Raw genomic sequence first — 26,922 nt, forward strand, 5'->3', positions numbered from 1 at the left:
ATAGCTCCTTTGATACCTGTTTGAACGGCGGGTTTTTGGACGGCGGGTTGGAACTTAGCCTATAACCTGGATCACATTTTATACCCGCGGGTAACTTTCGAATGCATAACGCTTGCATGTTCGCGGGCCGCCCGTTGCCTACAATGGGTCTTTGATGCATTCCCCTAACCCAGCTCCGGTTCCCTTTCCCGCTCCTGCCGCGCGGTGGTCCCGCAGGCCATCCGACCCCCTGCGTCCACGGCGGAGTGCACGGCTCTCGTCTCCGATGCGCCGGCGCGGCCTGGCGATCGGGATTGATATTGGCGGAACCAAGGTCGCCGCCGGCCTGGTCGATGCCGGCGGCAGGGTGCTCGAGGTCCTCCGCCGGTCCACGCCCGGGCAGGACCCGCGAGAGGTCGAAAACGTCATCGTCGATCTGGTCCGTGAACTTTCCGCGCACAAGCACGTGTGGTCGGTTGGAATCGGGGCTGCCGGATGGATGGACCTGGCCGGCAGCACGGTGCTTTTCAGCCCGCACCTGGCCTGGCGCAATGAGCCCCTGCAGGAGAACCTGGAGCGGCTGCTGCGCCGCCGGGTCTACCTTGCCAACGATGCCGACGGCGCTGCCTGGGCGGAGTGGCGCTTCGGTGCGGGCAGGGGGGAGAGCCGGCTTGTCTGCATCACCCTCGGCACCGGAATCGGCGGAGCAATGATCATGGACGGCCGCCTTGAACGCGGACGCTTCGGCGTGGCCGGGGAATTCGGCCACCAGATCATCATGCCGCAGGGACAGCGCTGCGAGTGCGGCAACCGCGGCTGCTGGGAACAGTACGCCTCCGGCAACGCCCTGGGCCGCGAGGCCCGTGAGCTCGCTGCCGCCAATTCGCCGGTGGCCCAGGAAATACTGGCCAGCGTCCGGGGGAGCATTCCGGACATCACCGGTGCGGTTGTCACCCGGCTTGCGCTGGAGGGGGACCGTACCGCGATCGAGCTGGTCGGTGAGGTTGGCGAGTGGCTCGGCCTGGGACTGTCCAACCTTGCTGCCGCACTCGACCCAGGCATGTTCGTCATCGGCGGGGGACTCAGCGACGCAGGTGAGCTGCTGCTGGAACCGGCCCGGAGGGCCTATGCCCGGAACCTCACCGGGCGCGGTTTCCGCCCGGAAGCCCGCATCGAAAAAGCGGCGCTCGGTCCCGAAGCCGGACTGATCGGTGCAGCGGACCTTTCCCGGGTCGCCGCCCGGCGCTGATGGTGCGCTGCGGTTAGACCGCCGCGCCGTCGTCGCCTTCATCCCGGGACTGGGGCAGCCGGAACAGGAGATAGCCGGCGCAGGTGACGAAGATCGCGACGACGCCAAGGACCACGGGCATTGGCGCGCCGCGCCAGAACATGGCAAACAGGAGCAGCAGCAGCGGTCCTCCCGCAGCGCCGAGCCAGGCCAGAATGACCAGCGGCTCGCCGCTTCCCAGCGGCGGCGGTTCTTCCGGCACGAACGAGCCGTCCTCCTCGTCGGGGCTGTAGTCACGGGGTCCGGAGGGGGGCTGCGGTGACGCGCGCAGCGGCTGGTTCTCGAAAATGGCCCGGGTACGGTCCGCTGCGGAGCGCGGCCCTGCGGGCGGAGCGCCGGGGCCGGGCGCCTGGGTCGAGTCATCCGGGGCAGGCTGGTCCGGGGACGGCTGCCGGGGATCTGTTTCCGGTGTTTCCTGCAGCCGGGCAACCAGGTCCAGCCAGGTGGCCTCGTCCGTGGACTCGTTGCGGTCCGGTTCGCGTTCAGTCATGCTGCGGCACCTGCACTCACCCGTTGGATGAATTCATGGGAACGGTCAAAGATCAGCTGTGCGTCATGGTCCATTGTGGCCACATGGTAGCTGTTGGGAAGCGGTACTACCTCAAAATCCGTGCTGCCAAGCTGCCTGCGGACCAGGTCCATGCTGGATTCGGGCACCACCGGGTCCACCGTTGACCGGAACGCGATGACGGGCGCCTTGACGTCCGGCAGGTGCGCGGCTGTGTCTTTGAAGAGCCGAAGCAGCTGGGCCACCGCCCCCACCGGAGTGCGGGAATAGGCTCCCTCATCCTGTCCCGGGAGCCGGATGCTGTTTCCAATCGCGGGAACGGACGGCATCACATACTTCAGCAGGTGGGCATAGCGGGCGCGGGGGTCCGCCACAGTCAGTCCGGGATTGACGACGGCGACCCCTGCAACCGGCTGCCGGGCGGCCAGGCGCAGTGCCAGGGCCCCGCCCATCGACAGGCCGGCGGCGAATACACGGTCGGTCCGTCCGGCCAGTTCCGTGTACGCCTCCTCATAGCCCCGGTACCAGTGCTGCCACGGAGTGCGGGCCAGCTCCTGCCAGGTGGTTCCGTGACCGGGCAGCAGTGACAGGCTGACGGCATACCCGGCATCTGCCAGATACCGGGCCCAGCCCAGCATGCTCACGGTTGAGCCGGTGAACCCATGGCTGAGCAGCACGCCGGTGGATGCATTCGGGCCCTCGCCGGCACTTGAAAACGGCGCCGGGCCCCCAGGGGAAGTCATGTCTCTATGGTTGCACTAGGCTGACGATTTTCCACCCTGCGGGAAACAAAGTCGCCCGTGTCAGAAGCGGCGGAAACTCTACGCTGCCGCTGCGGCGCTTACAGTAGTAGTAAGGGAGCCAGTCGGGTCCTTGGGGTGTTCCCTCATTGTGTTGTTAGTTGTGCTGTTATGTGTGTTGTCAATTGTGTTGTCCGGACGGGAGAGCTGGCCGCGTGTTCTATTGGGTGATGAAGACGATATTCATCGGACCGGTGGTGAATCTCCTGTTCAGGCCGTGGGTAAAGGGCATTGATAATGTTCCCGCCACGGGGCCGGCGATTCTCGTCAGCAACCATCTCTCCTTCTCGGACTCCATCTTCCTGCCGCTGGCAGTGCCGCGTCCGGTCAGCTTCCTGGCTAAGTCGGAGTACTTTACGGGCCAGGGCCTGAAGGGCAAGCTCACTGCAGCGTTCTTCCGCCTCACCAACCAGCTGCCGATCGACCGTTCCGGGGGCGCTGCCTCCGAGGCAGCGCTGCGGGCCGGCGTCAAGGTCCTTGAGGGAGGTGACCTCCTCGGCATCTACCCGGAGGGCACCCGCAGCCCCGACGGGCGCCTGTACCGCGGCAAAACCGGTGTGGCAAAGATGGCGCTGCAGACCGGCGTACCAGTGATACCCGTGGCCATGATCGGCACCGACAAGGTGCAGCCGATCGGCCGCCGAATCCCCAATATCCGCCGGATCGGCATTATTGTCGGTGAGCCGCTGGATTTCTCCCGCTACGCAGGAATGGAAAATGACCGTTTCGTGCAGCGCTCAGTCACTGACGAGATTATGTACGAGCTCATGCGCCTTTCGGGCCAGGAGTACGTGGATGTGTATGCCAGCACCGTGAAGGACAAGATGGCGGCGGCGCGGAAGGCCTCCAGGACGGCCGAATCACGCAGCGCGGCGGTCCGCCTGCCGCATGCTGAAACCCCGGAGACGGGGGTAGGTCCCCGGACCGGACGCGGGAACGGCCGCAAGGAACCGGGTGAGGTCACCGTCATTGGGACCCCGGACAAGCCGGAACAGCCGCCGGCGCCGGAGAAGAAACCAAGCGAAACCGGGGACAACAGCTCCGGAGGGTCGCAGCAGGCCCCTCATGGTGCCTGAGGGCCCTGCCGCCGCTCCGGCTGCGTAACAGGACACATTGGATCGCTGACGGCGGACGCAGGGACGTAGGCTTAAGGGGTGATCCATAAACCTGCTGAACTTGATCCCAGTTTTCCCCCGTCCTCCGGCGCCGCCGTATATCCCGGACTCGATGACTGGCGGTCGCTGCCCATCTCCCAGCAGCCCACCTGGCGCGAAGACCCCGGGTATGAGGCAGCCGTGGCGGAGCTCTCCATGGTTCCGCCGCTGGTGTTTGCCGGCGAGGTGGACATCCTGCGCGAGCGGCTTGCCCAGGCTGCCCAGGGCAAGGCCTTCCTCCTGCAGGGCGGCGACTGCGCTGAGACGTTCGAGGCGGCGACGGCGGACAAGATCAGCGCGCGCGTGCGCACCATCCTGCAGATGTCGGTGGTGCTGACCTATGGTGCTTCCCTGCCTGTCATCAAGATGGGACGGATGGCCGGCCAGTTCGCCAAGCCGCGTTCCTCGAACGACGAGACGCGGAACGGTGTGACGCTGCCGGCGTACCGCGGGGACATGGTCAACGGCTTTGAATTCACCCCGGAATCCCGCCGGCATGACCCGGCCCGCATGGTGCGGGCGTACCACACCTCGGCTTCCACCCTGAACCTGATCCGCGCCTTCACCCAGGGCGGCTTCGCCGACCTCCGGTTGGTCCATCACTGGAACCGCGGCTTCACAGCCAATCCGGCGCACTCGCGCTACGAGTCACTTGCCCGTGACATTGACCGTGCCGTGCGCTTCATGGACGTCTGCGGTGCCGATTTCGAGGCACTGAAACGCGTGGAGTTCTTCGCCAGCCACGAGGCCCTGCTGCTTGACTATGAGCGGGCACTGACCCGAATCGATTCCCGGACCGGCCAGCCGTACGACACCTCTGCCCACTTCCTGTGGATCGGCGAACGTACCCGTGACCTTGACTCCGCCCACGTGGATTTCCTCTCCCGTGTCCGCAACCCGATCGGTGTGAAGCTTGGCCCCAACAGCACGGCCGAGGATGCGCTGGCGCTGATCGACAGGCTGGATCCGGAGCGTGAACCGGGGCGCCTGACTTTTATCACCCGCATGGGTGCGAAAAATATTCGAGAGAAGCTCCCGCCCCTCGTGGAGAAGGTCACTGCATCAGGCGCACAGGTGCTCTGGGTGACTGATCCGATGCACGGGAACACGGTAACGTCCCCTAACGGATACAAGACCCGGAACTTCGACGACGTCATGGATGAGGTCCGCGGCTTCTTCGAAGTCCACAACGAACTGGGGACCTTCCCCGGCGGCCTGCACGTGGAGATGACGGGCGATGACGTTTCCGAGTGCCTGGGCGGTGCGGACCCGGTGGACCAGGAGGCGTTCGTGGACGGCTACGAATCGGTCTGCGACCCCCGCCTGAACCACATGCAGTCCCTTGAGATGGCCTTCCTGGTAGCGGGAGCCCTCGCGGAGAAGAGCTAAACGCACCGGGACGGGGACTGCGCTGCGCCTCCCCGTCCCGGTGCCCGCGGTGCCTACACCACGGTCAGCCTGATAACCGAACCCTCCGGTGCCGTGCCGCCGGACGGGTCCTGGGCCCTGACTGTTCCGAAGAAGCCGCCGAGGATCTCGTTTACCTCGACGCGGAAGCCCAGCTGTTCAAGTTCCCGGCGTGCGGTGTCCGCCTGCTTGCCCACAAAGCTGGGCACCTGGACCATGCGGGGTCCGTCAGAAATGGTCAGCGTTACGGTTCCGCCCCGCTCCAGGAGCCCGGAGGACGGTGTCTGCACTGCCACTGATCCGCTGGGAACATCGGTGCTGTTGACGCGCTCGGGGGAGACAGCGGCTGCCAGTCCGGCTTCCTGGATCAGCCGCACGGCTTCCTGCTCGGTCTTCCCGGTCACCACAGGCACCTCTACCGGTGCCGGCCCCTTGGAGACGGTCAGGTCCACGGGGGTGCCGCGGCGGAGGTCTGCGTCAGCTGATGGGACCTGGGCGAGGACCTGCCCTGCAGGAACGTCCTCACTGAACTCTTCGGTGACGGAGCCGGCGGTTAGTCCGGCCTCAGTGATCTTCTCCTCGGCATCTGCCAGGGAACGCTGAATGACGTTGGGGACGCTGAACAGTTCCGGTCCCCGGGACACCAGCAGCGTCACCGGCTGGAACCGGCGGACCTGCTGGGCTGCCGCCGGATCGGTTCCGACGACCATTCCGGCCGCAATCACCTCGTCATACACCTCGCTGGTGGTGTAACGGAGCCCCTCCTCGCCAAGCCTGCCGCCCGCTGCCTCAACCGAGGTGTTCGACACCTCCGGGATTGACACGAGGGCTCCGGGGCCGGCTCCGAAGAACCAGCCCGCAAAGGCCGCGGCAGCGACAAGCAGGGTGAGCAGGAGCGCCACCAGGACGCCCCTCCTGCGCGGACGGCCCGGGCGCAGGGATACCTCCGGGCGCTGCGCGGCGCGGCTGGCCTCTTTCTGGCTGGCCTTGAAATCCTTCCGGGCCAGTCGCCGGCCGGCACGTGAGGACAGATCGGTATGGTCGCCGCCGTCTTCTGCGGGTCCGTCATAACCGTCGTCGTCCCGGTAGCCGTCCCCGGCCGGGGGATTCCCGAGGACGGTTGTGGCGTTGTCGGTGCGCTGCAGGACTTCCGTGGCGTTTGGCTGCGCCTGGCTGATTACTTCCGTGGCACCCGGGGGCGGGGGCGGGACCGCACTGGTCCGTGCGTCCTGGGCGGGAAGCTGCGCCGGGGGACCGCCCGGTGCGTGGAAGTCCAGCTGTTCATCGGTCAGCGACGTACGGATGTGGCGCAGCTCCCCGAGCAGGGCGCCCCCGTCCACCGGACGGTCTTCCGGGTCCTGCGAGGTGCACCAGAGAACCAGCTCGTCCAGGTCCTCGGCAAGCCCGGGGCAGGCAGCGGAGGGTGCAGGGACGGACGAGTGAACGTGGGCGAATGCCACCTGGATCGGCACTTCGCCGGTGAAGGGCTGGGATCCCGTGAGCATCTCGTAGAGCATGATGCCGGCCGAATAGATGTCGCTGCGTGCGTCAGCGCCGGCTCCCGTGACAAGTTCAGGTGCCAGGTAGGCAACCGTTCCAACCAGCGTTCCGGTGTTGGTGCTGGTGGTCACGGCCCGGGCGAGGCCGAAGTCCGCAATCTTAATGGCTCCGCTGCTTGCCAGCAAGACGTTCTCGGGTTTCACGTCGCGGTGTACCAGGCCGGCTTCGTGTGCGGCGGCGAGGCCGTCCACCACGGCATCCATCATGGCAAGGGCCAGGCGCGGGGAGAGCCTGCGCCGCTCAGTGAGGACGTCACGCAGCGTGCGGCCGGGAACGTATTCCATGACCAGGTAGGACAGAGTGTCCGTCACGCCCTGGTCCAGGACGCCGACGACGTGCGGATGGGACAGGCGCGCTGCCGACTTCGCTTCACGTTCAAACCGGTCGAGGAAGCCCCGGTCCGCCGCGAGGTGGGGGTACAGCACTTTCAGGGCGACATCGCGGTCCAGCCGGGTATCCATGGCCAGGTAGACAGTGGACATTCCGCCGCGCGCAATGCGGGAACGGACCAGGTAGCGGTTGTCTACCAAGGTGTCCAAAAGAGGGTCACTCACGGGATCATGCACCCTTTGATCCTATAAGCGGAAGGAGCCGGGAGGCGGATCGACACCCGATCCGCCTCCCGGCTCCAGTCCGCTGGCGTGCTAGAAGCCGGCCCGGTGGGCCAGGACGGATGCCACGTATGCCTTGGTATCCGCGTACATCCCCTGCGTGGTCACCGAGTACTGACCCTGGTAGTAGGACGCAATGGCCACCTCCAGGCTGGGGCTGGTGCGGACCAGTGCGCGGATGATGGCCACGCCGGCGGTGACGTTGTCCTGCGGATCCAGCAGGTTCAGCTCACGGCCCACCAGCCCGGACGCCCACTCGCCGGAGGAAGGGATGACCTGCATGGTGCCGATGGCGTTTGCCGGGGACACAGCACGCTGGTCAAAGCCGGACTCCTGCAGGGCGAAAGCCTGTGCCAGTGCCGGATCAACTCCCATGGAAGCGGCGGTGTCAGCAACCATCTGCTGCATCTGTGCCCGTGACGGCACGGCCACGGAGTTCAGTGCCTGTTTGTTCAGGTTGGCGTTGGCAACAACATGCTGCGGATAGGTGTAGTGCAGGAAAGTGCTCGGCACCAGGTCCGTGGGTGCGGCCGCGGGAGCAGCCGGCGCCGAGGAAGCCGTGGTGACGGTTGATCCGCCGGACAGGGAGATCTTCTGGCCCGGGCGGATGATGGAGTTCATGCTGAGGTTGTTGCCGTCCAGCACCGATTTCAGGCTGACGCCGTGCTTGGCGGCAATGGCACCCAGGGTGTCGCCCGGGACCACGGTGTACGTCCCGGCCGACGGAGCGGCGGGCGCGGGGGCTGCCGGAGCGGGAGCCGGAGCGGGAGCGGCGGATGAAGGGACGGTCACCGAGGTGGGGGCGCCTGCTCCAAGGGTGATCTTGTCCCCGGGGTAGATCACGGTGGTCATGCTCAGGTTGTTGGCCTGGAGGATGGAGGCCAGGCTCACGCCGTGCCTGGCAGCGATGGCGCTCAGGGTATCCCCGGCGGCCACGGTGTACGTTCCGGCGGCCTGGGCCGGTGCCTGGGCCGCGGGAGCAGCCTGGGCCGGTGCGGACCCGGTCAGCTTGAGTTCTCTGCCTGCGTAAATGATCGACGACGGTGCAAGGTTGTTGATGCGCAGCAGTTCGTTCATGTCCAGGCCGTACCGGGCGGCGATGGCGCTGACCGTGTCTCCCGGAACAATCCGGTGGGTCGCCGGAACCGAGGATTCGGCGGCCACCGTAGCCGGGACCTGTGCGGCGAGCTGGCCTGCAGGAATGACGGCGGACGGAAGGGTCTTCTTTGCCTGCAGCGGAAGCTGGGGGAACAGTGCCTTGGCCGGAGACTGGGGAGCCAGGGCATGGGCCGGTTCCGCAAGAGCCAATGAGGACATCATGACAGCCGGGATCGCTGCCGTGGTTACAGCAACGCTCAGTTTGCGGGGCAAGGCAGCGGTACGCGGCCTGGCATTGGGCTGCACTGTCATAACGGGTCGTTTCCTCATCTGTTGGCGGGCGGCCTTCTACCGCAATCCGCGGGACAAAAATAAGTAGTGATACGGGTGTTACGGGTGTGATTACTGTGACTAATGCGAATTTACACGAGAATTGCCGCATTGCGATACCCGCCGGGAAAAGTTATGCGCGCGTACCGAACGGGTGAAAGTGGCTCCGACTGGCCGGGATTGCTGCCGCCATGGCAATCTTGGAAACGTGAATGAACTCGAGGAACTGGTTTCCGACTGGCTGACCCTGCCCGATGTGGCTGAACAACTAGACGTAACAATCAGCAAGGTGCACAGCCTTGTGGAAGAACGGGCCCTGCTGGCGGTGCGGCTCGGGGAACGCAAAATCCGCAGCGTGCCCGCCGCCTTCATCAGCGACGGCGCGGTTTTGGATAGCCTAAAGGGGACTATTTCGGTCCTCGCCGACGCGGGTTTCTCTGACGAAGAGATGCTCCGCTGGCTCTTCACCGCGGACGACACCCTTCCCGGACGTCCCGTCGATGCCCTGAAGGAAGGCCGCAAGACCGAAATCCGCCGCCGGGCGCAGGCCCTGGCCTGGTAGGGCTGCCTTAGGCAGTCCGGGTCACGGCCGCATGGGCCAGTAACTCAAGCGCCGAGCGGGTCTGCTCATCCACAGCCAGTGCTGCAAGGGTGGTGAAGGCCTGCTCGGTGTGCTCGGCGATAAGCGCCTCGGTCGTGGCCAGCGCCCCGCTCTCTTCGATGGCATCCCGCAGGGAGGACACGGCGTCGTCATCCAGGTCCGGCCGGCCCAGCTTGTCCGTGATTTCCCTGCGGACAGCCGCGGATCCGGTGCTCAGCGCGTAGGCGATCAGTACCGTCCGCTTGCCCTCACGCAGGTCGTCCCCGGCCGGCTTCCCGGTCAGCTCCGGGTCACCGAAGACTCCCAGCACATCGTCCCGCAGCTGGAAGGCTTCGCCCAGCGGCAGCGCGAACTTCGAGTATGCTGCCAGCAGCTCGTCTCCGGCGCCTGCCAGCGCCCCGCCGATGGCAAGGGGATGCTCAATGCTGTACTTCGCGGATTTGTAGCGGAGGATGTTCCGGGCGCGTACAACCGCGCGTTCGGGCTCATGACCGGGTCCAACCACTTCTTCAAGAATGTCCAGGTACTGCCCGGCCATCACTTCGGTGCGCATGCGGTTGAACAGCGCCCGTGCCCGGGTGTTGTAGGCGGCACGTTCACCCACGGAGGTGAACGCCTCTTCGCTGAGGGCAAGGCAGAGGTCACCGGCGAGGATCGCCGCCGATGAACCGAAGTGCTGTCCGTCCAGGAACCATTTGGCTTCGGCATGCCGGTTGCTGAAGTGCCGGTGCACGCTCGGCGCTCCGCGGCGGGTATCGGAGCGGTCAATGATGTCGTCGTGGATCAACGCCGCACTCTGGAACAGCTCCAGCGCAACGCCCGCCCGGATGGCGGGAGCCGCAAGCTCGTCTCCGCCAGCGCCGCGCCAGCCCCAGTAGTTCAGCAGGGCACGCAGCCGCTTGCCGCCTTTCGCCAGCGAGTGGACGGCGCCAAGCAGTGGAACCGACTCGCTGGATACATCCTCCAGGACCCCGCGCTGGTAGCTGAGGAACTGCTCCAGGTCAGCTGCCAGGGAGCGGCGGTACGCCGTCTGTTCCTGCGCCGCATTCCCGGGTGTCTGTCCGGGTTCCATGTTCGCTTCCGATGCGGCGGGGGCCCGGCTCACGGAGTGTCCTGTCCAGCGGACTCGACGGTAGCGGGAAGCACGTTCGCCCCCACGGTGTAGATGGAGCTGCCGTTCCGGGTGATGACCGAAACGTTTACCGTCTCGGTCTCGGTGTCAGCAGTGCGGGCGAAGTCCTTCGCCGGGGTTGAATCCACCGCGTCGCCATCCAGGGCCGTGAAGCCAAGCTCCTCGAAGTGGGCGGTGTAGAAAGCGAGAATCTCGTCAGCGTCCGCAGAGGAGGAAGCCGTCATGGACGCAGTAACCAGTCCCGCTTCAGATTCGTAGCTGGAAGCGGCGGGCTGGGATCCCGCGAAGACGGGAACGAGCGCTTCCGGGAATCCTGCCGCGATGGCGGACGTAGGCGAGGGGGACGACATCGGGCCGGCCTCCGTGGCCGAAGGCGATGCGGGCGCCGCCGAGGTGGTGGGGGATGCGGAAGCATCGGGGGAGCTGGTCTCGGAACTGCAGCCGGCTACGGCGGCCAGGATGGCTGCGCTGCAGGCAACGGCGAGGATTTTCTTCATGGGGATCCGCATCGACGAAGGGTCAGGGCCTGCAATCCAGTCTAGGCGAGCGTAGGAGTGTCTGCTGGCTGCCTAGTATGGGGACGTGGGTACAGAAACGCAGGCGCCGGCCGAAAACCGGGACTGCACCATCATGCACGTGGACATGGATGCCTTCTATGTCGCAGTCGAGCTGCTCCGCCGTCCCGAACTGGTTGGCAGGCCGGTAATCGTCGGGGGCCTGGGCGGCAGGTCCGTTGTCCTCTCGGCGTCCTATGAGGCCCGGCGGTTTGGGGTGCGCTCCGCCATGCCCATGGCCAGTGCGCGCAGGCTGTGTCCCCAGGCGGAGATCCTGGAACCTCATCAGGGAGTGTACCGGCAGGTATCCGGGCGGCTTATGGGCATCTTCGAGTCGATAACGCCCCTGGTGGAGCCGCTGAGCGTGGATGAGGCGTTCCTGGATATTGCCGGTTCAATGCGCAGGCTTGGCCCGCCGCGGAGGATCGGGGAACTGATCCGCCGCCGGGTGTCGCAGGAACTGGGGATCACGGCGAGCGTGGGCATCGCATCCACCAAGTTCGTCGCGAAAATCGCGTCGACCCGCTCTAAGCCGAACGGGCTGCTGCTGGTCCCTAAGGAGGAGACCATTGCCTTCCTCCATACCCTGGACGTGTCCGCGCTCTGGGGGGTGGGAGCAAAAACCCGGGAGGCCCTTTCCCGGGTAGGGATCAACACTGTCTTCGATGTGGCCCATACGCCGCCCGCCGTCCTGCAGCGCCTCCTCGGCGCTACCGGAAGGCACGTCTACGACCTGTCCTGGGGCAGGGACCCGCGTGCCGTCACTCCGGTACGGGTGGAGAAGAGCCTTGGCGCGGAGGAGACGTTCGCCCGGGACGTCGATGAGGATGAGGTACTGGAGACGGAACTGCTGAGGCTGGCGCACCGAACCGCGGCCCGGCTGCGGGCGGCAGGCCTCCAGAGCCGTTCCGTGTCGCTCAAACTCCGGTACGCCGATTTTTCGACCCTGACGCGTTCCCGCACGCTCACCGAGCCGGTGGACAGTGCCCAGCTGTTGTATGAAGCTGTGCGCGGCCTGCTTGCCGGCCTGGGCAGGCGGCCCATGAGCGTCCGGCTGATCGGACTGCGGGCAGAAAAGCTTGAAACAGCCGACGGCGCCGCCCAGCAGCTGACCCTTGACGGCCGGGACGACAACTGGCGCTCGGCCGAGGATGCACTGGACCGGATTAACCGCAGGTTCGGGGAATCGGGCATCATGCCGGCACGGCTTCTTGCGCGGGACCGGAACAAGCCGCAGGGCGGGCTAGGCTGAGCTTTACCTGAGAGGTTCGGGCTGGGCCCGGCAGCCGCTTTCGCCGGACCCGATTGCAAACTATCCTTGGAACTAGTTGCAGATCAGCGTCGACACCTCCGCGGGAACAACCACCACGCCGGTTTCGTTGCTTGGATTACAGGGCACATTTGGACCGCAAGGAGACAGTAATGGCACTCTCAGAACACGAGCAGCGCTTGCTTGATCAGCTGGAGCAGCAATTACACGCTGAGGACCCGAAGTTCGCCAATTCCATGGCTTCATCGGCGGGCCGCGGCATGTCCACCCGGCGGATCGTGCTGGGCGCGCTCGTGGCAGTTGCCGGAATAGCAGTCCTCATTCTGGGGATCACCCTGGACAGTCCGCTGAACATCCTGGTGGGGATCGTCGGCTTTACGGTCATGGGCGCCGGGATGTACTACGCGACCACCAAGGGCAAGCAGGCGGAGACACGGATCCCTGCCGGCCGCAAGGAGCGTGCAGCTGCGCCCCGCGGGTTTATGTCCAACCTCGAAAATAAATGGGACGAGCGCAAGCGGGGCCAGCCCTAGCTCCGCCAGGCTCCACTCTCCTCCCCGGCGCTGCCCCGGGAGGCCGGAAAGACCCGCTAAGGCGGGTCTTCTCCTCTTTAAGGGCTCCAATCCGCCTGGAGCTTCCCCGCGGACCGTTTTTCCCTCCACCCTTCACCCCGGGCCGCCTTCCCTTGCCCGCATTGGGAAGAAGCCCAGCGACGCGCCGGAAAACGTTATCGAATTGCGTTGACTGTGGAGGGAAGTGGAGTAAAGTGGGGGGCGTAAGAGGGTAGGGCGGTGCAGGAGGGGTGTAACTCCCATATCTGACAGGTGGTGGCGATGTTCCTTGGAACTCACTCGCCGCGCCTTGACGAAAAGGGCAGGCTCATTCTTCCCGCCAAGTTCCGCGACGAACTGGCCGAAGGGCTGGTTCTGACCCGGGGCCAGGAACGCTGCATCTACGTCTTCAGCCAGAAGGAATTCGAGAAAGTCCACGAGCAGATGAGGCAGGCTCCGCTGTCTTCACGCCAGGCCCGTGACTACATTCGTGTGTTTCTGTCCGGAGCCTCTGATGAAGTCCCGGACAAGCAGGGCCGCGTCACCATTCCGCCGGCACTGCGCTCATATGCCGGGCTCGGACGTGAACTCGCCGTTATCGGTGCGGGCACCCGGGCTGAGATCTGGGATGCCGCGGCATGGCAGGAATACCTGGAAGAACAGGAAAACGCGTTTTCGGAGACTGACGAAGACACGATGCCCGGCATCTTCTAGCCGTTGCAAAGCAGGCAGTACAGCAGTATCCAGAGGAATTCGAAACCGGAAAACGGCGGGATCTTGAACGAGATCTCCAGCCGCCCCATGGAATTCACCTGGCTCACCTTCCCCGGAGCCAGGCGTACCGTGAGGCGCGGATGGGGATCTGGTCCAAGAAACCGCTGAACCGGTCAGCAGCGGAGGGAGAGACCAATGAACGAAGACCGTCCAACTGAGGACCGGCATGTACCCGTGCTGCGGGACCGCTGCATCAACCTGCTGGCGCCGGCCATCGAGGCAGCGGAGGCAGCCGGCCGGACAGCCGTCGTCGTAGACGCCACGCTTGGCATGGGCGGACATACCCAGGCCATGCTTGAGCGCTTCCCGAAGCTGCACGTCATCGGGATCGACCGCGACACCCAGGCCCTCGCCCTGGCGGGGGAGCGGCTTGCAGCCTTCGAGAACCGCACTGACCTGGTGCACGCCGTGTACGACGAAATTGCGGACGTAGTCCAGGACCTCGGATTCGAGTCCATCGACGGTGCCCTGTTCGATCTCGGTGTCTCCTCCATGCAGCTCGATGAGCGGGACCGCGGCTTCGCATACTCCTACGACGCGCCGCTGGACATGCGCATGGATACCAGCCGGGGGCGCACTGCCGCGGAAATCGTCAACAGCTATGACGAGGCCGAGCTGGTCTCCATCATCCGCCGCTGGGGCGAAGAGAAGTTCGCCGGCCGGATCGCAACGTCAATCGTTTCCACCCGTGCGCGCAAGCCGTTCACCACTACGGGCGAGCTGGTCGAAGCCATCCGCGCCGTGGTACCGGCCGCGGCGGCCCGCACGGGCGGACATCCGGCAAAGCGCACCTTCCAGGCACTGCGCATCGAAGTCAACGAGGAGCTCGATGTGCTGGAACGTGCCATTCCCTCCGCCCTTTCGGTCCTTGGCGTGGGTGGACGGATCGTCGTCATGTCCTACCACAGCCTGGAGGACCGGATCGTGAAGGATATCTTCGCGGCCGGTTCCAGGTCCTCGGCGCCCAAGGGTTTCCCGGTGGAACTGGAAGAACACAAGGCGCAGCTTAGGCGGCTGACCAAGGGAACCGAAGTTCCCACCGAGCAGGAAATCGCAGAAAACCCGCGCGCGGCATCGGCCAAGCTGCGGGCGGTCGAACGGATTCGCGCAACCATGGATGGGGCACGTCGATGACTGAACAATCACCCCGGCGCCGGCCGCAGGCGCCGCTGCGGGCCGCCCAGTCAGTCCAGGGCAACCTGGCACGGGCCCTGCCCCGGGAGGCTCCGGAACAGCCCGCACCGCGGCGCCGGACACCGCTTGCGCTGGTTCCGGCAGCAGCACGGAAGCGGCGAGTGCCCGCGACGGTTTTGTGTTTCGCCGTGCTTGCCGCCGGCCTGGCGGCCGTCCTGGGCCTGAACATCTCAGTGTCAAGCGGCCAGTACCAGCTCGTTGAGCTGCAGAATCAGCGGACCCAGCTGGTCCAGCAAAACGAGGCATTGACCCAGCAGGTGGAGCACAACCTGGCTCCCCAGGTCCTTGCCGGCGCAGCGGCTGAACTGGGCATGGTTGTTTCGCCCACGTTCGGTACGATCGACCTGCAGACCCTGGCGGTCACAGGTGAGCCTGAACCCGCCAAGGAAGGCGCAGGTCCCGGATCCCTTATTGAACTGCCCCAGGTCCTGACACAGCCGGTAACACCGGCACAGCCTGCCGCAGCGGAACCGGCTGAAAACGCACGGGCCGCACAGCAGGAGGACGCCTCTGCCGGCGCGGAACCGGAACCGGCTCCCGTTCCGGCCCCCGCCCCGGCGGAACCCGATTTGAACGGCGGCACGATTCCGGCTCCCGGCCAGAGAAGCGGCCAGTAAACCAACCAGCACCGGCGAGGACACGTTGTGGCAAAAGCAGGACAGGCTCCGGTACCGGAGGACCACAGGGTAAACCTCGTGACCGGCCGGCTGCGTGCCGGGATGCTCATTGTCCTGGTGCTCCTCACCGTCCTGGGCGTCCGGCTGTTCCAGGTGCAGGCCGTAGATCCGGAAGGGATGGCGGACGCGGCCGTGGCCAACAGGCTGGTGACCGTCAATGTTCCGGCTCTTCGCGGCGGCATCCTGGACAACGAGGGCAACTACCTGGCCCGCAGCGTAGAGCGCTTCGACATCGTCGTTGACCAGCGGCTTTCGGCGGCCTACGACGAAGATGAATACCAGCGGCGCAACGCCGAAGGCGACCTTGAGACCGTGACCTTCGATGCCGCGCTGCAGGAACTTTCCGCGGTCCTTGGCCAGGACATCCAGACGCTCCGCGGGTCGGTCCTGGGCGATAAGGGATTCAACTTTGTGGCAAAGACAGTCACACCCGAAATCCGGGACAAGGTCCTGGCCGTCAAATTCCCAGGCGTCTATGCGGACCGCACCACGCTTCGCACCTATCCTTCCGGGCCGGTTGCCGGATCCATTGTCGGTTTCCTTGGAACGGAAGGCGCACAGGAAGGCCTGGAACTGACCCAGGATTCGATCCTGGCAGGTGAAGCCGGCAGCAAGACTTATGAAATCGGCGGCGACGGCATCCGCATTCCGTACGCCACCAACGAAGACGTACCGGTGCAGGACGGCGACTCCATCCGGCTGACCATCGACCAGGACCTGCAGTGGTTTGCCCAGCAGACAATCGCCGACCAGGTCCAGGAATACAACGCGGACTGGGGCAACGTCGTCGTTGTCGAGGTGGAGACCGGCAACGTCATTGCCATGGCTGAATCCACCACTGTGGACCCGAACAACCCAGGTGCCACTGAGGCGGATTCGCGCAAGGCCCGCTCGGTGACAGACTCCTTCGAGCCGGGCTCGACCACCAAGGTCATCACCATGGCTGCTGCCATCGAAGAGGGGATCATCACCCCCACCTCCCAGTTCCAGATCGACAACACCTACTCGATTGACGGACAGACGTTCAAGGACGCGTTCGACCACGGCACGGTCCGCATGACGGCCTCCGGAGTGCTCGCAAAATCAATGAATACCGGAACGGTCATGGTTGGCCAGCAGCTCAGCCCCCAGCAGCGCTACGACTGGCTGCGGAAGTTCGGCATCGGGACTGAGCTGGGAACGGGTCTCAACGGCGAGACATCCGGGCTGCTGGCTCCGCCGGAAAACTGGGATACCAGACAGCAGTACACGGTGCTCTTTGGCCAGGGCCTGACCCAGACAGCGCTGCACACCGCCATGGTTTTCCAGACCATCGCGAACGACGGCCTGCGCCTGCAGCCGAGGCTGGTGGATGCAAGGATCGATGCCCAGGGCGTAGAGCACGCGGCCGAGCAGGAACCCGGCACCCGGGTTGTGTCCGAAAAGACTGCACTGGAAGTACAGCACATGCTGGAGACCACCACGGTTGAGGGATCAGGTGCATCGGGAGCGCTCGAGAAGTACCGTGTGGGATCCAAGACCGGCACTGCGGAGGCGCCCGGCCCCAACGGCGGGTACGACGGGTACACCGTCTCCTATGCTGGTATAGCGCCCATGGATGATCCCAAGTACGTCGCTGTGGTGACCCTTCAGCGGCCCAAGGGAGACCTCTACTACATAGAACCCGGGAAGGCCTTCCAGAAAGTCATGGAACAGGTCCTGACCACCAACAACGTAGCCCCCTCCGAAGGGGAGCCGGTTACGTACCCCATCGAGTACTAAAGCTGGAGCAGTGCAGTGCCACATACCAACCATCAGCGTGCCCAGAGCAGCATGCGCCCCGAACGGGTGCAGCCGGTCAGCGTGGCCGACGCCGCGGCATCGCTGCCCAAGGAATCTCCGGCCATCGCGGCGGCACCCGGAACCGGTGCAGGCGGCTGGGCTGTCGAGGTCACGGGGGTAAGCATTAACTCCCGCCAGGTCCTGCCCGGGGACCTCTACCTGGCGCTGCCCGGAGCACGGCACCACGGAGCAGGGTTCGCCTCTGACGCCGCGGCCGCCGGAGCCGCTGCCGTCCTGACCGATGCCGCCGGACTGGACCAGCTTCCGGACACCGGCCTGCCGGTATTCGTGGCCGAGGACATCCGCAGACTGGTGGGTCCGCTCTCTGCGGCCGTGTTCAACAGCCAGCCGCAGGACGGCAGCGCCCCGCAGCTCTTCGGTGTTACGGGAACCAACGGCAAAACCACCACCACCTACTTCATCACCTCGCTTCTTCAGGCCCTTGGCCGCACGACCGGGCTGATTGGAACAATCGAGATCCTGGCCGGCGCGGAAGCGATTCCCAGCGTGCTGACCACTCCCGAATCTCCGCAGGTGCACGGCCTGCTGGCGCTGATGCGCGAGCGTGCCCTGGACGCGGCCGCCATGGAGGTCTCCTCCCACGCCATTTCCTACCGGAGGGTGGACGGCGTGGTCTTCGACGTCGCCGGCTTCACCAACCTCACGCAGGACCACCTGGACCTGCACGGTTCCATGGAGGAATACTTCGCTGCCAAGGCAGACTTGTTCCGGCCGGACCGCAGCCGGCGCGCCGTGATCACCGTGGACGACGAGTGGGGGCGCCGCATGGCCGACGTGGCCGGTGCCCGCGGTGTCACGCTCTCCACCTCGGGTGAGTCTTCCGACGCCGACTGGCAGGTCCGATCCGTGCGCCGGGAGGGGCTTGGCCACGGCTTCGAGCTCCATGGGCCCCAGGGCGGGCGCCTCAAGGTACGGACCGGCCTCCCGGGCACCTTCAACGTGTCCAACGCAGCACTGGCACTGGCCATGGTCCTGGAATCAGGCGTAGACCCTGCCCTGGTGCAGGACGCGCTCGACCGGCAGGACCCGTTTACCGTCGAGGTTCCCGGCCGGATGCAGCTGGTCTGCGAGGCTCCGGCCGCAATCGTGGACTTCGCCCATAATCCGGACGCGCTGCAGCGCACCCTCGAGTCGGTCCGCCGTCCCGAGGGACGGGTGATCGTAGTGTTCGGTGCCACAGGAGAGCGCGACCAGACCAAGCGGCCCCTAATGGGGCAGATCGCGGCGCGCCTGGCGGACGTCGTGATTGTCACAGACGACGATCCGCACGACGAGGACGACGCCGCCATCCGGGCCGACGTGCTTCGGGGGGCCCGCAGCGTCGCAGGGGAGGACGGGAACGGTCCGCTGGTCCTGGAAGTGGCGCCGCGCGCAGCCGCGATCTACCGCGCCGCTGAACTGGCCGGACCCGGGGACACGGTCCTGGTGGCCGGCCGCGGTCACGAGGTGTGGCAGGAGGTCAGGGGAGTCAACCATGCCCTCGATGACAGGGTTGAACTCCGCGCTGCGCTGGCCAAGGCCGGATTCACGATGCCTACTTACGACGGGGTAGAGTCCTAAATCGTCATGATTGAACTTAATGCAGCCGAAATTGCGGCAATCACGGGCGGTGAGCTGGTGGGGGCAGCAGCATCAGACCCGACCATTTCAGTGACATCGGCCACCACCGACTCCCGTGAAGCGGGACCGGCGGCCCTGTTCATTGCCAAGCCCGGCGAGTTTTCCGACGGCCATCTGTTCGTGGCCCGGGCCTTCGAAGCCGGTGCGGCGCTGGCCCTGACGGAGCGCCCGGTTGCCGGTGCAGACGTAACGGCATTCCCCGGCGTCGTGGTCCCGGACACCATAGCCGCCATGGGGCAGCTCGCCGCGGAGATCGTCCGCCGGCTCCGCGCCGAGGGCCCGCTGACCGTAATCGGCATCACCGGCTCGGCCGGCAAGACGACCACAAAGGACCTGCTGGCCGGCCTGCTGGGAGCACACGGGAACACCGTAGCTCCGGTCGGCTCGTACAACGGGGAAGTCGGAGTTCCGCTGACCATCTTCAGCGCCGGGCACGGAACCCGCTACCTCGTAGTCGAGATGGGAGCCACCGGCATTGGGCACATCACGTACCTCGCGGACATGGTGCGCCCGGACATCGGCGTCGTGCTCTGCGTTGGCAGCGCCCATGCCGGCGAGTTCGGCGGCGTAGAGAATATTGCCCGCGCCAAGGGCGAGATGGTTGAAGCGCTCTCCCCGGAAGGCACGGCCGTGCTCAACGGAGACGACATCCGTGTTGCCGCCATGGACAGGCGCACCACCGCCAACGTGCTGTCCTTCACGTCCTCCACCGACGTACTCCCCGGCAACCACGCCGCGCTGCGTGCCGTTGATGCCCGCACGGACGGGCAGGGACGGCCGGTCTTCACCCTTGAATTCCCGAACGGGGAACGCCACCCGGTCGAATCGGGCCTGATCGGAGCACATCACACGGCGAACCTGCTGGCCGCCGCAGGTGCCGCCCTCGCGGCGGGCCTTTCCCCGGCAGACATCGCTGCGGGTCTCTCCGGCCAGAAAGCCGCCAGCCGCTGGCGGATGGAACGCACCGACCGTGCTGACGGCATCACCGTCATCAACGATGCCTACAACGCCAACCCCGAATCGATGCGGGCTGCGCTGCGGACCCTTGCCGAACTCGGCAGGGGCCGGCGCACCTGGGCCGTGCTGGGCGAAATGCTTGAGCTTGGCGACGAAGCCGTCACCGAGCACGACGCCATTGGCCGCTACGTGGTCCGCCTGAACATTTCCAAGCTCATTGTGGTGGGAACCGGAGCCCGTGCCCTGCACACCGGCGCCGTGATGGAGGGTTCCTGGGGAGACGAGTCGACCTTCGTCGAGACTCCCGAGGATGCTCAGGCCATCCTCGAATCTTCGCTTGAACCCGGAGACATTGTCCTGTTCAAATCTTCCAACGGGGCCGGACTGCGGTTCCTTGGTGATCGGATCGCCGTGAATTCCCTTTCGCCTGCGGGCAGCACCCAGGACGATTCGAACCGGGGTGAGGCACTGTGATTTCGCTTCTGATCGGCTGTTCGCTCGGGCTGGTCCTCGCCTTGGTGCTGACGCCGCTGTTCATCCGTTTCCTCGTGAAAAAGGGCTACGGACAGTTTGTCCGCGATGACGGACCGACGTCGCACCACACCAAGCGCGGAACGCCCACCATGGGCGGCGCCGTCATCGTGGCTTCGGTGGTGGCGTCCTACTTCATCACCCACCTGATCTCCTACGCCATCAATCCCACCACCTTCGGGCCCTCAGCGTCCGGGCTGCTGGTGCTGTTCCTGATGGTCGGCATGGGTTTCGTGGGTTTCATTGACGACTACACCAAGATCTCCCGGCAGCGGTCCCTGGGCCTGAACGCCAAGGCCAAGATCATCCTGCAGGCGATCGTTGGCATAGTCTTCGCCATCCTCGCCCTGCAGTTCCCGAACAACGCCGGCCTGACCCCGGCGTCGACCAACGTCTCCTTCGTCCGGGACACCGCCATCGATCTGGCATTCGCCGGGACAATCATCGGCGCGATCCTGTTTATTCTCTGGTCCAGCGTGATCATCACCGCCGCGACCAACGGCGTGAACCTGGCGGACGGGCTCGATGGCCTGGCAGCCGGTGCCTCCATCCTGGTGTTCGGTGCGTATTTCCTGATTGGCATCTGGCAGTTCAACCAGTCCTGCCTGGCCAACCCGGGCGAAACCGGAGTCTGCTACGAAGTGCGCGACCCCATGGACCTGGCCCTGCTGGCCGGGGCCATGGCCGGCGCCCTGGTCGGCTTCCTCTGGTGGAACACCTCCCCGGCAAAGATTTTTATGGGTGACACCGGGTCGCTGGCCATCGGCGGCGCCATCGCAGCCTTCGCGATCCTCTCCCGCACCGAGATCCTGCTGGTCATCCTGGCCGGACTGTTCGTGATTATCTCCGCCTCGGTCATCATCCAGGTGGGCTACTTCAAGCTCAGCGGCGGCAAGCGCGTGTTCAAGATGGCGCCGCTGCAGCACCACTTCGAACTCAAGGGCTGGGCCGAAGTGACGGTGGTGGTCCGCTTCTGGATCATCGGCGGGCTCTGCGTCGCCCTCGGCCTGGGACTCTTCTACGCTGATTGGGTGGCCGGACAGTGAGCATTTCCTCCGCATCAAACGCTTCGAATCCCCGCCTTGACGAACTGACGACGTGGGATTCCAACTGGAAGGGCCTGCGGGTCCTGGTAGCGGGAATCGGCCTTTCCGGATTCTCCGCCGCAGACACGCTCATTGAGCTGGGTGCCCGCGTCGTCGTCGTGGACGGTGTCGACTCCGAGGAGAACCGGGGCAAGGCGGACACGCTGAAGATTGTCGGCGCTGCAGACGTCCACCTGGGTGCCCAAGCCATGACGGGGCTCTCTGCAGTCGACGGCGAACCGGCTGAACTGGTGGTCACGTCGCCGGGCCTGCGGCCCGCACATCCCGTCCTCGCGGCAGCGGCGGAAGCCGGGATTCCGGTCTGGGGCGACGTTGAGCTCGCCTGGCGGGTGCGCATCCGCGAAGGCCGCCCCACGGCGCCCTGGCTTGCCATTACCGGTACCAACGGCAAGACCACCACCGTGGGCATGACCGAGTCCATGCTGCGCGCAGCCGGACTCCGGGCCATTGCCGCGGGCAACGTCGGCACACCGATCCTGGACGCCATCCGGGACCCGCAGGGCTGGGACGCGATCGCCGTCGAACTCTCCAGCTTCCAGCTGCACTGGACCTATTCGATGTCGCCGCTGGCCAGCGTCTGCCTGAACATAGCCGAGGACCACGTGGACTGGCACGGCAGCTACGAGGCATACCGGTCTGACAAGGCGAAGGTCTACGCCAACACGCAGGTTGCCTGCATCTACAACGCCGAGCAGGCGGAGACCGAATGTATGGTCGAAGAGGCCGACGTGGTGGAGGGCTGCCGCGCGGTTGGCTTCACCACGGGCACACCGGCGATCAGCATGGTGGGAATCGTCGAGGGGCTCCTGGTGGACCGTGCCTTTATCGAGGAACGCCGCAACGCCGCCGCCGAATTGGCGTCCCTGGACGACCTGGGCGACAGCGCACCGCGCCACCTGGCCGCGGATGCCCTCGCCGCCGCAGCGCTGGTGCGCGCCCTTGGCGTTGAGCCGGTCGCCGTGCGGGACGGCCTGCGCGACTATGCCCCCGGAGGGCACCGGATCGAACCGTTAGCCAAGCTTAATGACGTCCTCTGGGTCAACGACTCAAAGGCCACCAACCCCCATGCCGCAGCAGCTTCGCTGGCGGCTTTTGGAAGCGTCGTCTGGATTGCCGGCGGCCTGTCCAAGGGCGTCACCTACGACGAGCTGGTGGCCGCCAACGCCGATCGGCTGCGTGCCGTGGTGCTGATTGGTGCAGATTCGTCGCAGCTGCGCTCCGCGTTGGCCCGACACGCTTCCGATGTGCCGGTAATTGAAGCCTCGCAGGCGGACACTGGAGAAGAAGGAACGCCCACCGGCGACGCCGTCATGGCCCAGGCCGTGGCCGCAGCTGCCGGCGTGGCACAGGCAGGGGACACGGTCCTCATGGCGCCGGCTTCGGCGTCCATGGACCAGTTCCGCTCCTACGCACACAGGGGCGAGGCCTTCATTGATGCTGTCCGCGGATACGTGGAAGGGCAGGAGCAGACCACCAAGGAGCCGTAGATGGTGACCACGTCCACGGGCAATGGCCGCAAGCCAACGGCGCGCAGGCGCCCTGCGGGCACACGGCCCGGACCGGCAGCTGCAGGACCGGCCGGCCGAGCCGGCACCGCCGGAGGTTCCGCCACCGTCGGATCGTCTGCCGGGGAGGCAGTTCCGCCGAGGAAACGGGGACTGCGGCTCGGGGAACGGTTCACCGCCTTCATGGTCCTGCTGGAGGGCAGCGGTGCCAAGGCCACCGGATCCAGTTACTACATGATCCTGGGCACCACGCTCGCGCTGACCGCTATCGGACTCATGATGGTGCTCTCGGCTTCCTCCGTTGAGGCCATCGCCGCCGTTGCGGGCACATCCGCCGGAGCCGCCAGCACCTTCGACCTGTTCATCAAGCAGCTCATGTTCGCAGCTGCGGGCGTCACCCTGATGCTTCTCCTGTCCCGTTTTGGTCCGCGTTTCTACCGGGCCATCGCGTGGCTGGCACTCGGTGCGGCAGTCGTCCTGCTGGTCCTGGTGCTCTTCATCGGCGTCGAGGTGAACGGCAACAAGAACTGGCTGGCGTTTGGTCCGGTCACGGGCCAGCCCTCGGAGGCCGCGAAGCTTGCCATGGCCATCTGGTTCGCCGCCGTCCTCTCCCGCAAGGGAGCCCTCATTGCTGACTGGAAACATGCCCTGATCCCCGTCCTCCCGGGCGGCGGCCTGCTCGTCGGGCTGGTGCTGCTTGGCCATGACCTCGGGACGGTAATCATCATGGGCCTGATCATGCTTGCGGCACTGTTCTTTGCCGGCGCCCGGCTGAAGCTGCTGGGCCTGCTCAGCCTGGCCGCGGCCGCTGCCGCGCTGATCTCCTCCGTCGCCAGCGGCAACCGGACCAGCCGGATCAGTGCCTGGCTGCAGCTGGACTGTTCGGCCGGCCTCTGCGACCAGGCCAACGCCGGCATGTACGCCCTGGCTTCCGGGGGCTGGTTCGGCGTCGGAATCGGCCAGAGCCGGCAGAAATGGAACTGGATCCCCGAGGCCCACAATGACTTCATCTTCGCCATCATCGGCGAAGAGTTCGGACTCCTCGGCACCCTGGTGGTGCTGGTGCTGTTCGGTATCCTTGCAGTGGCCACGGTACGGGTGACCATGCGCCACACCCAGCCGTTCATCCGGATTGTCTGCGGCTGCATCCTGGTCTGGATCATTGGCCAGGCCGCCGTGAACATCGCGATGGTCACCGGCCTGCTGCCGGTGATCGGCGTCCCGCTGCCATTCATCTCCTACGGCGGTTCGTCGCTGACGTTCACCCTGGCGGCCGTCGGCGTCCTTCTGTCCTTTGCACGCACCATCCCCGAAAGAGAACCAGCAGCTCCATGACGCAGTCCCCACTTTCAGTAGTACTCGCCGGCGGCGGCACAGCAGGGCACATCAGCCCGCTGCTTGCCATAGCGAACGCCGTGAGACAGCTGCGGCCCGACGCCCGCATCAAAGTGGTGGGCACCTCTGCCGGCATGGAAACCCGCCTGGTTCCGGCGGCGGGCTATGAGCTCGCCGTGATCGACCGGGTGCCCATGCCGCGCAGGCCCAGCGGTGACTTGGCCCGGCTTCCGGCGCGCCTGGCGCGTGCCGTGCGGCAGGCAGGGGACGTACTCGACGACGCCGCTGCCGACGTCGTCGTGGGAGTTGGCGGCTATGTTTCCACTCCCGTCTACCTGGCGGCCCGCAAGCGGCGGATCCCGGTGGTTGTGCACGAGGCCAATGCCCGCCCAGGGCTGGCCAACCGGGTAGGGGCAAAGAACGCGGCCGTCGTGGGTGTGGCGTTCGAGGAGACCAGGCTGCCCCGCGCGCGCTGGGTTGGAATGCCCATGCGCACAGAAATCTCCGGACTGAACCGGGAAGCGGCCCGGCATGACGCCCGGGCAGCCCTGGGCCTGAAACAGGACCTGCCCACCCTGGTGGTGACCGGAGGTTCCTCCGGAGCCGCGAGCATCAACGCCGCGGTTACCGCTGCCCTGCCCGAACTGGCTGCTGCCGGCATCCAGACCCTGCACGTCACCGGCCGCGGAAAAGCAGCCGCGGACGCCGAAGGGAAGGCCCTCACCGCCCCGCTGTACCGGCAGGTTGAGTACGTGGACGGCATGGAACTGGCCTACGCCGCTGCTGACCTGCTGCTGGCCCGTTCAGGTGCCGGAACGGTCTGCGAGATCTCCGCCGTCGGGCTTCCGGCCGTGCTGGTGCCGCTGCCCCACGGCAACGGTGAGCAGGCGCTGAACGCGGCCGGACTGGTCGAGGCCGGCGGGGCCCTGCTGGTGCGGGACTCACAGTTCACGCCGGAATGGATCAGCGCGAACATCATCCCGCTGCTGAAGGACCCACAGGCACTGAAGACCATGGCGGAGGCATCCGCCGGACGCGGCATCCGCGATGCGGATGCCCAAATGGCTGGACTCATTGTTGGGGCAGCGGAACGGAAAGACGCATGAGCGCCCTGTTGCTGGAAGACCTGGGCCGGGTCCACTTCATTGGCCTCGGCGGTGCCGGCATGTCCGCCGTCGCCCGCGTCATGCTCGGCCGCGGCATTCGGGTTTCGGGATCCGACGCCCGCGACTCGGCAGGCCTGCGGGCCCTCGAAGCGCTGGGAGCCCAGGTATACGTGGGCCACAGCGCAGCCAATATCGAGGGAGCGGGCACCGTGGTTGTTTCCACGGCCATCCGGGCCGACAACCCCGAACTCGCTGCGGCCGAAGCCGCCGGCCTGCGCGTGATCCACCGCTCTGAGGCATTGGCTGCGGCCATGGAGGGCCGCGACGTCGTTGCCGTTGCAGGTACCCACGGCAAAACCACCACGACGGCGATGATCACCGTGCTGCTGCGCGAGGCCGGACTGGATCCTTCCTTCGCGATCGGCGGTGACGTCGCGGCGCTCGGCGTCAACGCTGCCGCCGGTACGGGGCAGGTGTTCGTTGCCGAAGCCGACGAGTCGGACGGTTCGTTCCTGAACTACTCACCCCGCATCTCCGTCATCACCAACGTCGAAGCGGACCACCTGGACCATTACGGAACAGCCGAGGCGGTTTTTGCGTCGTTCGACCGGTTCGTTGAGCTGCTGCCTGCAGACGGCGTCCTGGTGGCCTGCGCGGATGATCCCGGCGTGCGCGACCTGCTGGCGCGAAACGGCGGATCGCCGGTTCGCACCTACGGGTACTCGGAGAATGCGGACGTCCGGATCTCCGAAACCGAGGCGGACGGCCGCCGGAGCACCAGTACACTGCACTTCCGGGACGATTCGGGGGACCGGCAGCAGCGCCTGCCGCTGCAGGTTCCCGGCCGGCACAACGTGCTAAACGCCGCTGCTGCCTTCACCGTGGCGCTGGCTCTTGGTGTGGGGCCGGAGACGGCGGCACACGGCCTGGGGACGTTCTCCGGAGCAGCGCGCCGCTTCGAACCCAAGGGCGAAGCCCGCGGCGTGCGGGTCTTCGACGACTATGCCCACCACCCGACCGAAGTGGCCGCCGCCCTGCAGGCGGCGCGTGCGGTCGCCGGCAGCAATGCCGTGCATGTGCTTTTCCAGCCGCATCTGTTCAGCCGCACCCGCAACTTCGCTGCAGAATTCGCGCAGGCACTGGATTTGGCAGATTCAGTCACCGTCCTGCCGATCTATCCCGCGCGGGAGGATCCCATTCCGGGTGTCACCTCGGAGCTGATTACGTCTCGCCTGAAGACGCCCTCAGCCGTGGCGGCGGACGCCGGCAGCGCCGTGATGGACATCTCCGCGCGGGCATCCTCAGGCGATATTGTCCTGACGGTCGGCGCGGGCGACGTGACCCAGTACGGTCCCGCACTGGTAGCGGCGCTGGCTGCGTCAGAGCCCGGCGGGAGCAGCGCGGATGCCGGGTAGGAAACCCCGCCGGCCGC

23 protein-coding genes are annotated in these 26,922 nt (G+C 66.0%); 17 read left to right on the top strand and 6 right to left on the bottom strand.

The window, feature by feature from the left end; all coding sequences use genetic code 11:
• Window positions 1-154 precede the first annotated feature (154 nt).
• Window positions 155-1,228 carry an ROK family glucokinase gene (locus tag ITX31_RS12045; RefSeq protein WP_194784275.1) on the top strand — a complete coding sequence of 358 codons (1,074 nt, stop codon included), beginning with the start codon at window positions 155-157 and terminating at the stop codon, window positions 1,226-1,228.
• 13 nt (window positions 1,229-1,241) lie between these two features.
• Here ITX31_RS12045 and ITX31_RS12050 read toward each other — a convergent pair whose 3' ends face one another.
• Together ITX31_RS12050 and ITX31_RS12055 are read right to left on the bottom strand one after the other, a co-directional pair.
• The gene (locus ITX31_RS12050) at window positions 1,242-1,757 is read right to left on the bottom strand and encodes a hypothetical protein (protein WP_194783692.1); all 516 of its coding nucleotides are present in this window, start codon (window positions 1,755-1,757) and stop codon (window positions 1,242-1,244) included.
• The gene (locus tag ITX31_RS12055) at window positions 1,754-2,518 is read right to left on the bottom strand and encodes an alpha/beta hydrolase (protein WP_194783693.1); all 765 of its coding nucleotides are present in this window, start codon (window positions 2,516-2,518) and stop codon (window positions 1,754-1,756) included. The genes ITX31_RS12050 and ITX31_RS12055 overlap by 4 nt, the downstream gene beginning before the upstream one ends.
• Before the next feature lie 212 nt (window positions 2,519-2,730).
• On the opposite strand from ITX31_RS12055, the gene ITX31_RS12060 reads away from it, so the two are divergent.
• Together ITX31_RS12060 and ITX31_RS12065 are read left to right on the top strand one after the other, a co-directional pair.
• Entirely contained in the window at window positions 2,731-3,651 is a 921-nt protein-coding gene (locus ITX31_RS12060) for a lysophospholipid acyltransferase family protein (RefSeq protein ID WP_194783694.1), read from the top strand.
• A 78-nt stretch (window positions 3,652-3,729) separates the two neighbouring features.
• The gene (locus ITX31_RS12065) at window positions 3,730-5,118 is read left to right on the top strand and encodes a class II 3-deoxy-7-phosphoheptulonate synthase (protein WP_323745667.1); all 1,389 of its coding nucleotides are present in this window, start codon (window positions 3,730-3,732) and stop codon (window positions 5,116-5,118) included.
• A gap of 53 nt (window positions 5,119-5,171) precedes the next feature.
• Here the strand turns inward: ITX31_RS12065 and pknB are convergent, their stop codons facing one another.
• Both pknB and ITX31_RS12075 read right to left on the bottom strand, forming a co-directional pair.
• On the bottom strand, window positions 5,172-7,250 hold the full coding sequence (pknB, locus tag ITX31_RS12070; RefSeq protein WP_323745668.1) for a Stk1 family PASTA domain-containing Ser/Thr kinase: 2,079 nt from the start codon (window positions 7,248-7,250) through the stop codon (window positions 5,172-5,174).
• A gap of 90 nt (window positions 7,251-7,340) precedes the next feature.
• A complete protein-coding gene (locus ITX31_RS12075; RefSeq protein WP_194783696.1) occupies window positions 7,341-8,717 on the bottom strand; it encodes a lytic transglycosylase domain-containing protein in 1,377 nt (458 codons plus the stop codon).
• Window positions 8,718-8,943: 226 nt separating this feature from the next.
• Between ITX31_RS12075 and ITX31_RS12080 the strand changes: the two genes are divergently transcribed.
• Window positions 8,944-9,297: an Rv2175c family DNA-binding protein gene (locus ITX31_RS12080; protein WP_194783697.1), complete on the top strand. Its 354-nt coding sequence runs from the start codon at window positions 8,944-8,946 to the stop codon at window positions 9,295-9,297.
• 7 nt (window positions 9,298-9,304) lie between these two features.
• Here the strand turns inward: ITX31_RS12080 and ITX31_RS12085 are convergent, their stop codons facing one another.
• Together ITX31_RS12085 and ITX31_RS12090 are read right to left on the bottom strand one after the other, a co-directional pair.
• The gene (locus ITX31_RS12085) at window positions 9,305-10,408 is read right to left on the bottom strand and encodes a polyprenyl synthetase family protein (protein WP_194784277.1); all 1,104 of its coding nucleotides are present in this window, start codon (window positions 10,406-10,408) and stop codon (window positions 9,305-9,307) included.
• A gap of 29 nt (window positions 10,409-10,437) precedes the next feature.
• Window positions 10,438-10,977, bottom strand: a complete 540-nt coding sequence (locus tag ITX31_RS12090; protein ID WP_194783698.1) for a hypothetical protein — start codon at window positions 10,975-10,977, stop codon at window positions 10,438-10,440.
• A gap of 73 nt (window positions 10,978-11,050) precedes the next feature.
• Here ITX31_RS12090 and dinB point away from each other — a divergent pair, with 73 nt between their 5' ends.
• From dinB to murC, 13 genes are all read left to right on the top strand, one after another.
• Window positions 11,051-12,274, top strand: coding sequence for a DNA polymerase IV (gene dinB / locus ITX31_RS12095; RefSeq protein ID WP_323745669.1), 1,224 nt, complete (start codon window positions 11,051-11,053; stop codon window positions 12,272-12,274).
• Between the two features lie 170 nt (window positions 12,275-12,444).
• Window positions 12,445-12,825 (top strand): DUF3040 domain-containing protein, encoded by a 381-nt coding sequence (locus ITX31_RS12100; RefSeq protein WP_194783699.1) that lies wholly within the window; start codon window positions 12,445-12,447, stop codon window positions 12,823-12,825.
• 300 nt (window positions 12,826-13,125) lie between these two features.
• Window positions 13,126-13,557 (top strand): division/cell wall cluster transcriptional repressor MraZ, encoded by a 432-nt coding sequence (gene mraZ / locus ITX31_RS12105; RefSeq protein ID WP_194783700.1) that lies wholly within the window; start codon window positions 13,126-13,128, stop codon window positions 13,555-13,557.
• A 195-nt stretch (window positions 13,558-13,752) separates the two neighbouring features.
• Window positions 13,753-14,751, top strand: coding sequence for a 16S rRNA (cytosine(1402)-N(4))-methyltransferase RsmH (rsmH, locus tag ITX31_RS12110; protein WP_194783701.1), 999 nt, complete (start codon window positions 13,753-13,755; stop codon window positions 14,749-14,751).
• Window positions 14,748-15,428, top strand: a complete 681-nt coding sequence (locus ITX31_RS12115; protein ID WP_228529326.1) for a hypothetical protein — start codon at window positions 14,748-14,750, stop codon at window positions 15,426-15,428. Before rsmH ends, ITX31_RS12115 begins: the two co-directional genes overlap by 4 nt.
• A 27-nt stretch (window positions 15,429-15,455) precedes the next feature.
• A complete protein-coding gene (locus ITX31_RS12120; RefSeq protein ID WP_323745670.1) occupies window positions 15,456-17,249 on the top strand; it encodes a penicillin-binding protein 2 in 1,794 nt (597 codons plus the stop codon).
• 51 nt (window positions 17,250-17,300) lie between these two features.
• Window positions 17,301-18,890, top strand: a complete 1,590-nt coding sequence (locus ITX31_RS12125) for a UDP-N-acetylmuramoyl-L-alanyl-D-glutamate--2,6-diaminopimelate ligase (RefSeq protein WP_194784281.1) — start codon at window positions 17,301-17,303, stop codon at window positions 18,888-18,890.
• 6 nt (window positions 18,891-18,896) lie between these two features.
• The gene (locus ITX31_RS12130; RefSeq protein ID WP_194783702.1) at window positions 18,897-20,381 is read left to right on the top strand and encodes a UDP-N-acetylmuramoyl-tripeptide--D-alanyl-D-alanine ligase; all 1,485 of its coding nucleotides are present in this window, start codon (window positions 18,897-18,899) and stop codon (window positions 20,379-20,381) included.
• The gene (gene mraY, locus ITX31_RS12135) at window positions 20,378-21,484 is read left to right on the top strand and encodes a phospho-N-acetylmuramoyl-pentapeptide-transferase (protein WP_194783703.1); all 1,107 of its coding nucleotides are present in this window, start codon (window positions 20,378-20,380) and stop codon (window positions 21,482-21,484) included. Before ITX31_RS12130 ends, mraY begins: the two co-directional genes overlap by 4 nt.
• A 2-nt stretch (window positions 21,485-21,486) precedes the next feature.
• Window positions 21,487-23,031 carry a UDP-N-acetylmuramoyl-L-alanine--D-glutamate ligase gene (gene murD / locus ITX31_RS12140; protein WP_323745711.1) on the top strand — a complete coding sequence of 515 codons (1,545 nt, stop codon included), beginning with the start codon at window positions 21,487-21,489 and terminating at the stop codon, window positions 23,029-23,031.
• The gene (locus ITX31_RS12145) at window positions 23,032-24,384 is read left to right on the top strand and encodes an FtsW/RodA/SpoVE family cell cycle protein (protein WP_228529327.1); all 1,353 of its coding nucleotides are present in this window, start codon (window positions 23,032-23,034) and stop codon (window positions 24,382-24,384) included. It begins immediately after the preceding gene.
• Window positions 24,381-25,490, top strand: a complete 1,110-nt coding sequence (gene murG / locus ITX31_RS12150) for an undecaprenyldiphospho-muramoylpentapeptide beta-N-acetylglucosaminyltransferase (protein WP_194783705.1) — start codon at window positions 24,381-24,383, stop codon at window positions 25,488-25,490. Before ITX31_RS12145 ends, murG begins: the two co-directional genes overlap by 4 nt.
• Complete coding sequence (murC, locus tag ITX31_RS12155) at window positions 25,487-26,905, top strand: UDP-N-acetylmuramate--L-alanine ligase (RefSeq protein WP_194783706.1); 1,419 nt, start codon at window positions 25,487-25,489, stop codon at window positions 26,903-26,905. The genes murG and murC overlap by 4 nt, the downstream gene beginning before the upstream one ends.
• The last annotated feature ends 17 nt before the right edge of the window (window positions 26,906-26,922 follow it).

This window comes from Arthrobacter gandavensis (assembly GCF_015355785.1).
Classification (GTDB): Bacteria; Actinomycetota; Actinomycetes; order Actinomycetales; family Micrococcaceae; genus Arthrobacter_B; species Arthrobacter_B gandavensis_A.

What these genes read in the sequence shown, in the direction of transcription:
- ITX31_RS12050 (WP_194783692.1), bottom strand. Translation starts at nt 1,757, where the DNA reads ATGACTGAACGCGAACCGGACCGCAACGAGTCCACGGACGAGGCCACC.
- ITX31_RS12125 (WP_194784281.1), top strand. Translation starts at nt 17,301, where the DNA reads ATGCGCCCCGAACGGGTGCAGCCGGTCAGCGTGGCCGACGCCGCGGCA.
- murG (WP_194783705.1), top strand. Translation starts at nt 24,381, where the DNA reads ATGACGCAGTCCCCACTTTCAGTAGTACTCGCCGGCGGCGGCACAGCA.
- mraZ (WP_194783700.1), top strand. Translation starts at nt 13,126, where the DNA reads ATGTTCCTTGGAACTCACTCGCCGCGCCTTGACGAAAAGGGCAGGCTC.
- ITX31_RS12100 (WP_194783699.1), top strand. Translation starts at nt 12,445, where the DNA reads ATGGCACTCTCAGAACACGAGCAGCGCTTGCTTGATCAGCTGGAGCAG.
- ITX31_RS12045 (WP_194784275.1), top strand. Translation starts at nt 155, where the DNA reads ATGCATTCCCCTAACCCAGCTCCGGTTCCCTTTCCCGCTCCTGCCGCG.
- ITX31_RS12075 (WP_194783696.1), bottom strand. Translation starts at nt 8,717, where the DNA reads ATGACAGTGCAGCCCAATGCCAGGCCGCGTACCGCTGCCTTGCCCCGC.
- ITX31_RS12055 (WP_194783693.1), bottom strand. Translation starts at nt 2,518, where the DNA reads ATGACTTCCCCTGGGGGCCCGGCGCCGTTTTCAAGTGCCGGCGAGGGC.
- ITX31_RS12130 (WP_194783702.1), top strand. Translation starts at nt 18,897, where the DNA reads ATGATTGAACTTAATGCAGCCGAAATTGCGGCAATCACGGGCGGTGAG.
- ITX31_RS12090 (WP_194783698.1), bottom strand. Translation starts at nt 10,977, where the DNA reads ATGCGGATCCCCATGAAGAAAATCCTCGCCGTTGCCTGCAGCGCAGCC.
- ITX31_RS12115 (WP_228529326.1), top strand. Translation starts at nt 14,748, where the DNA reads ATGACTGAACAATCACCCCGGCGCCGGCCGCAGGCGCCGCTGCGGGCC.
- ITX31_RS12085 (WP_194784277.1), bottom strand. Translation starts at nt 10,408, where the DNA reads ATGGAACCCGGACAGACACCCGGGAATGCGGCGCAGGAACAGACGGCG.
- ITX31_RS12145 (WP_228529327.1), top strand. Translation starts at nt 23,032, where the DNA reads ATGGTGACCACGTCCACGGGCAATGGCCGCAAGCCAACGGCGCGCAGG.
- murC (WP_194783706.1), top strand. Translation starts at nt 25,487, where the DNA reads ATGAGCGCCCTGTTGCTGGAAGACCTGGGCCGGGTCCACTTCATTGGC.
- rsmH (WP_194783701.1), top strand. Translation starts at nt 13,753, where the DNA reads ATGAACGAAGACCGTCCAACTGAGGACCGGCATGTACCCGTGCTGCGG.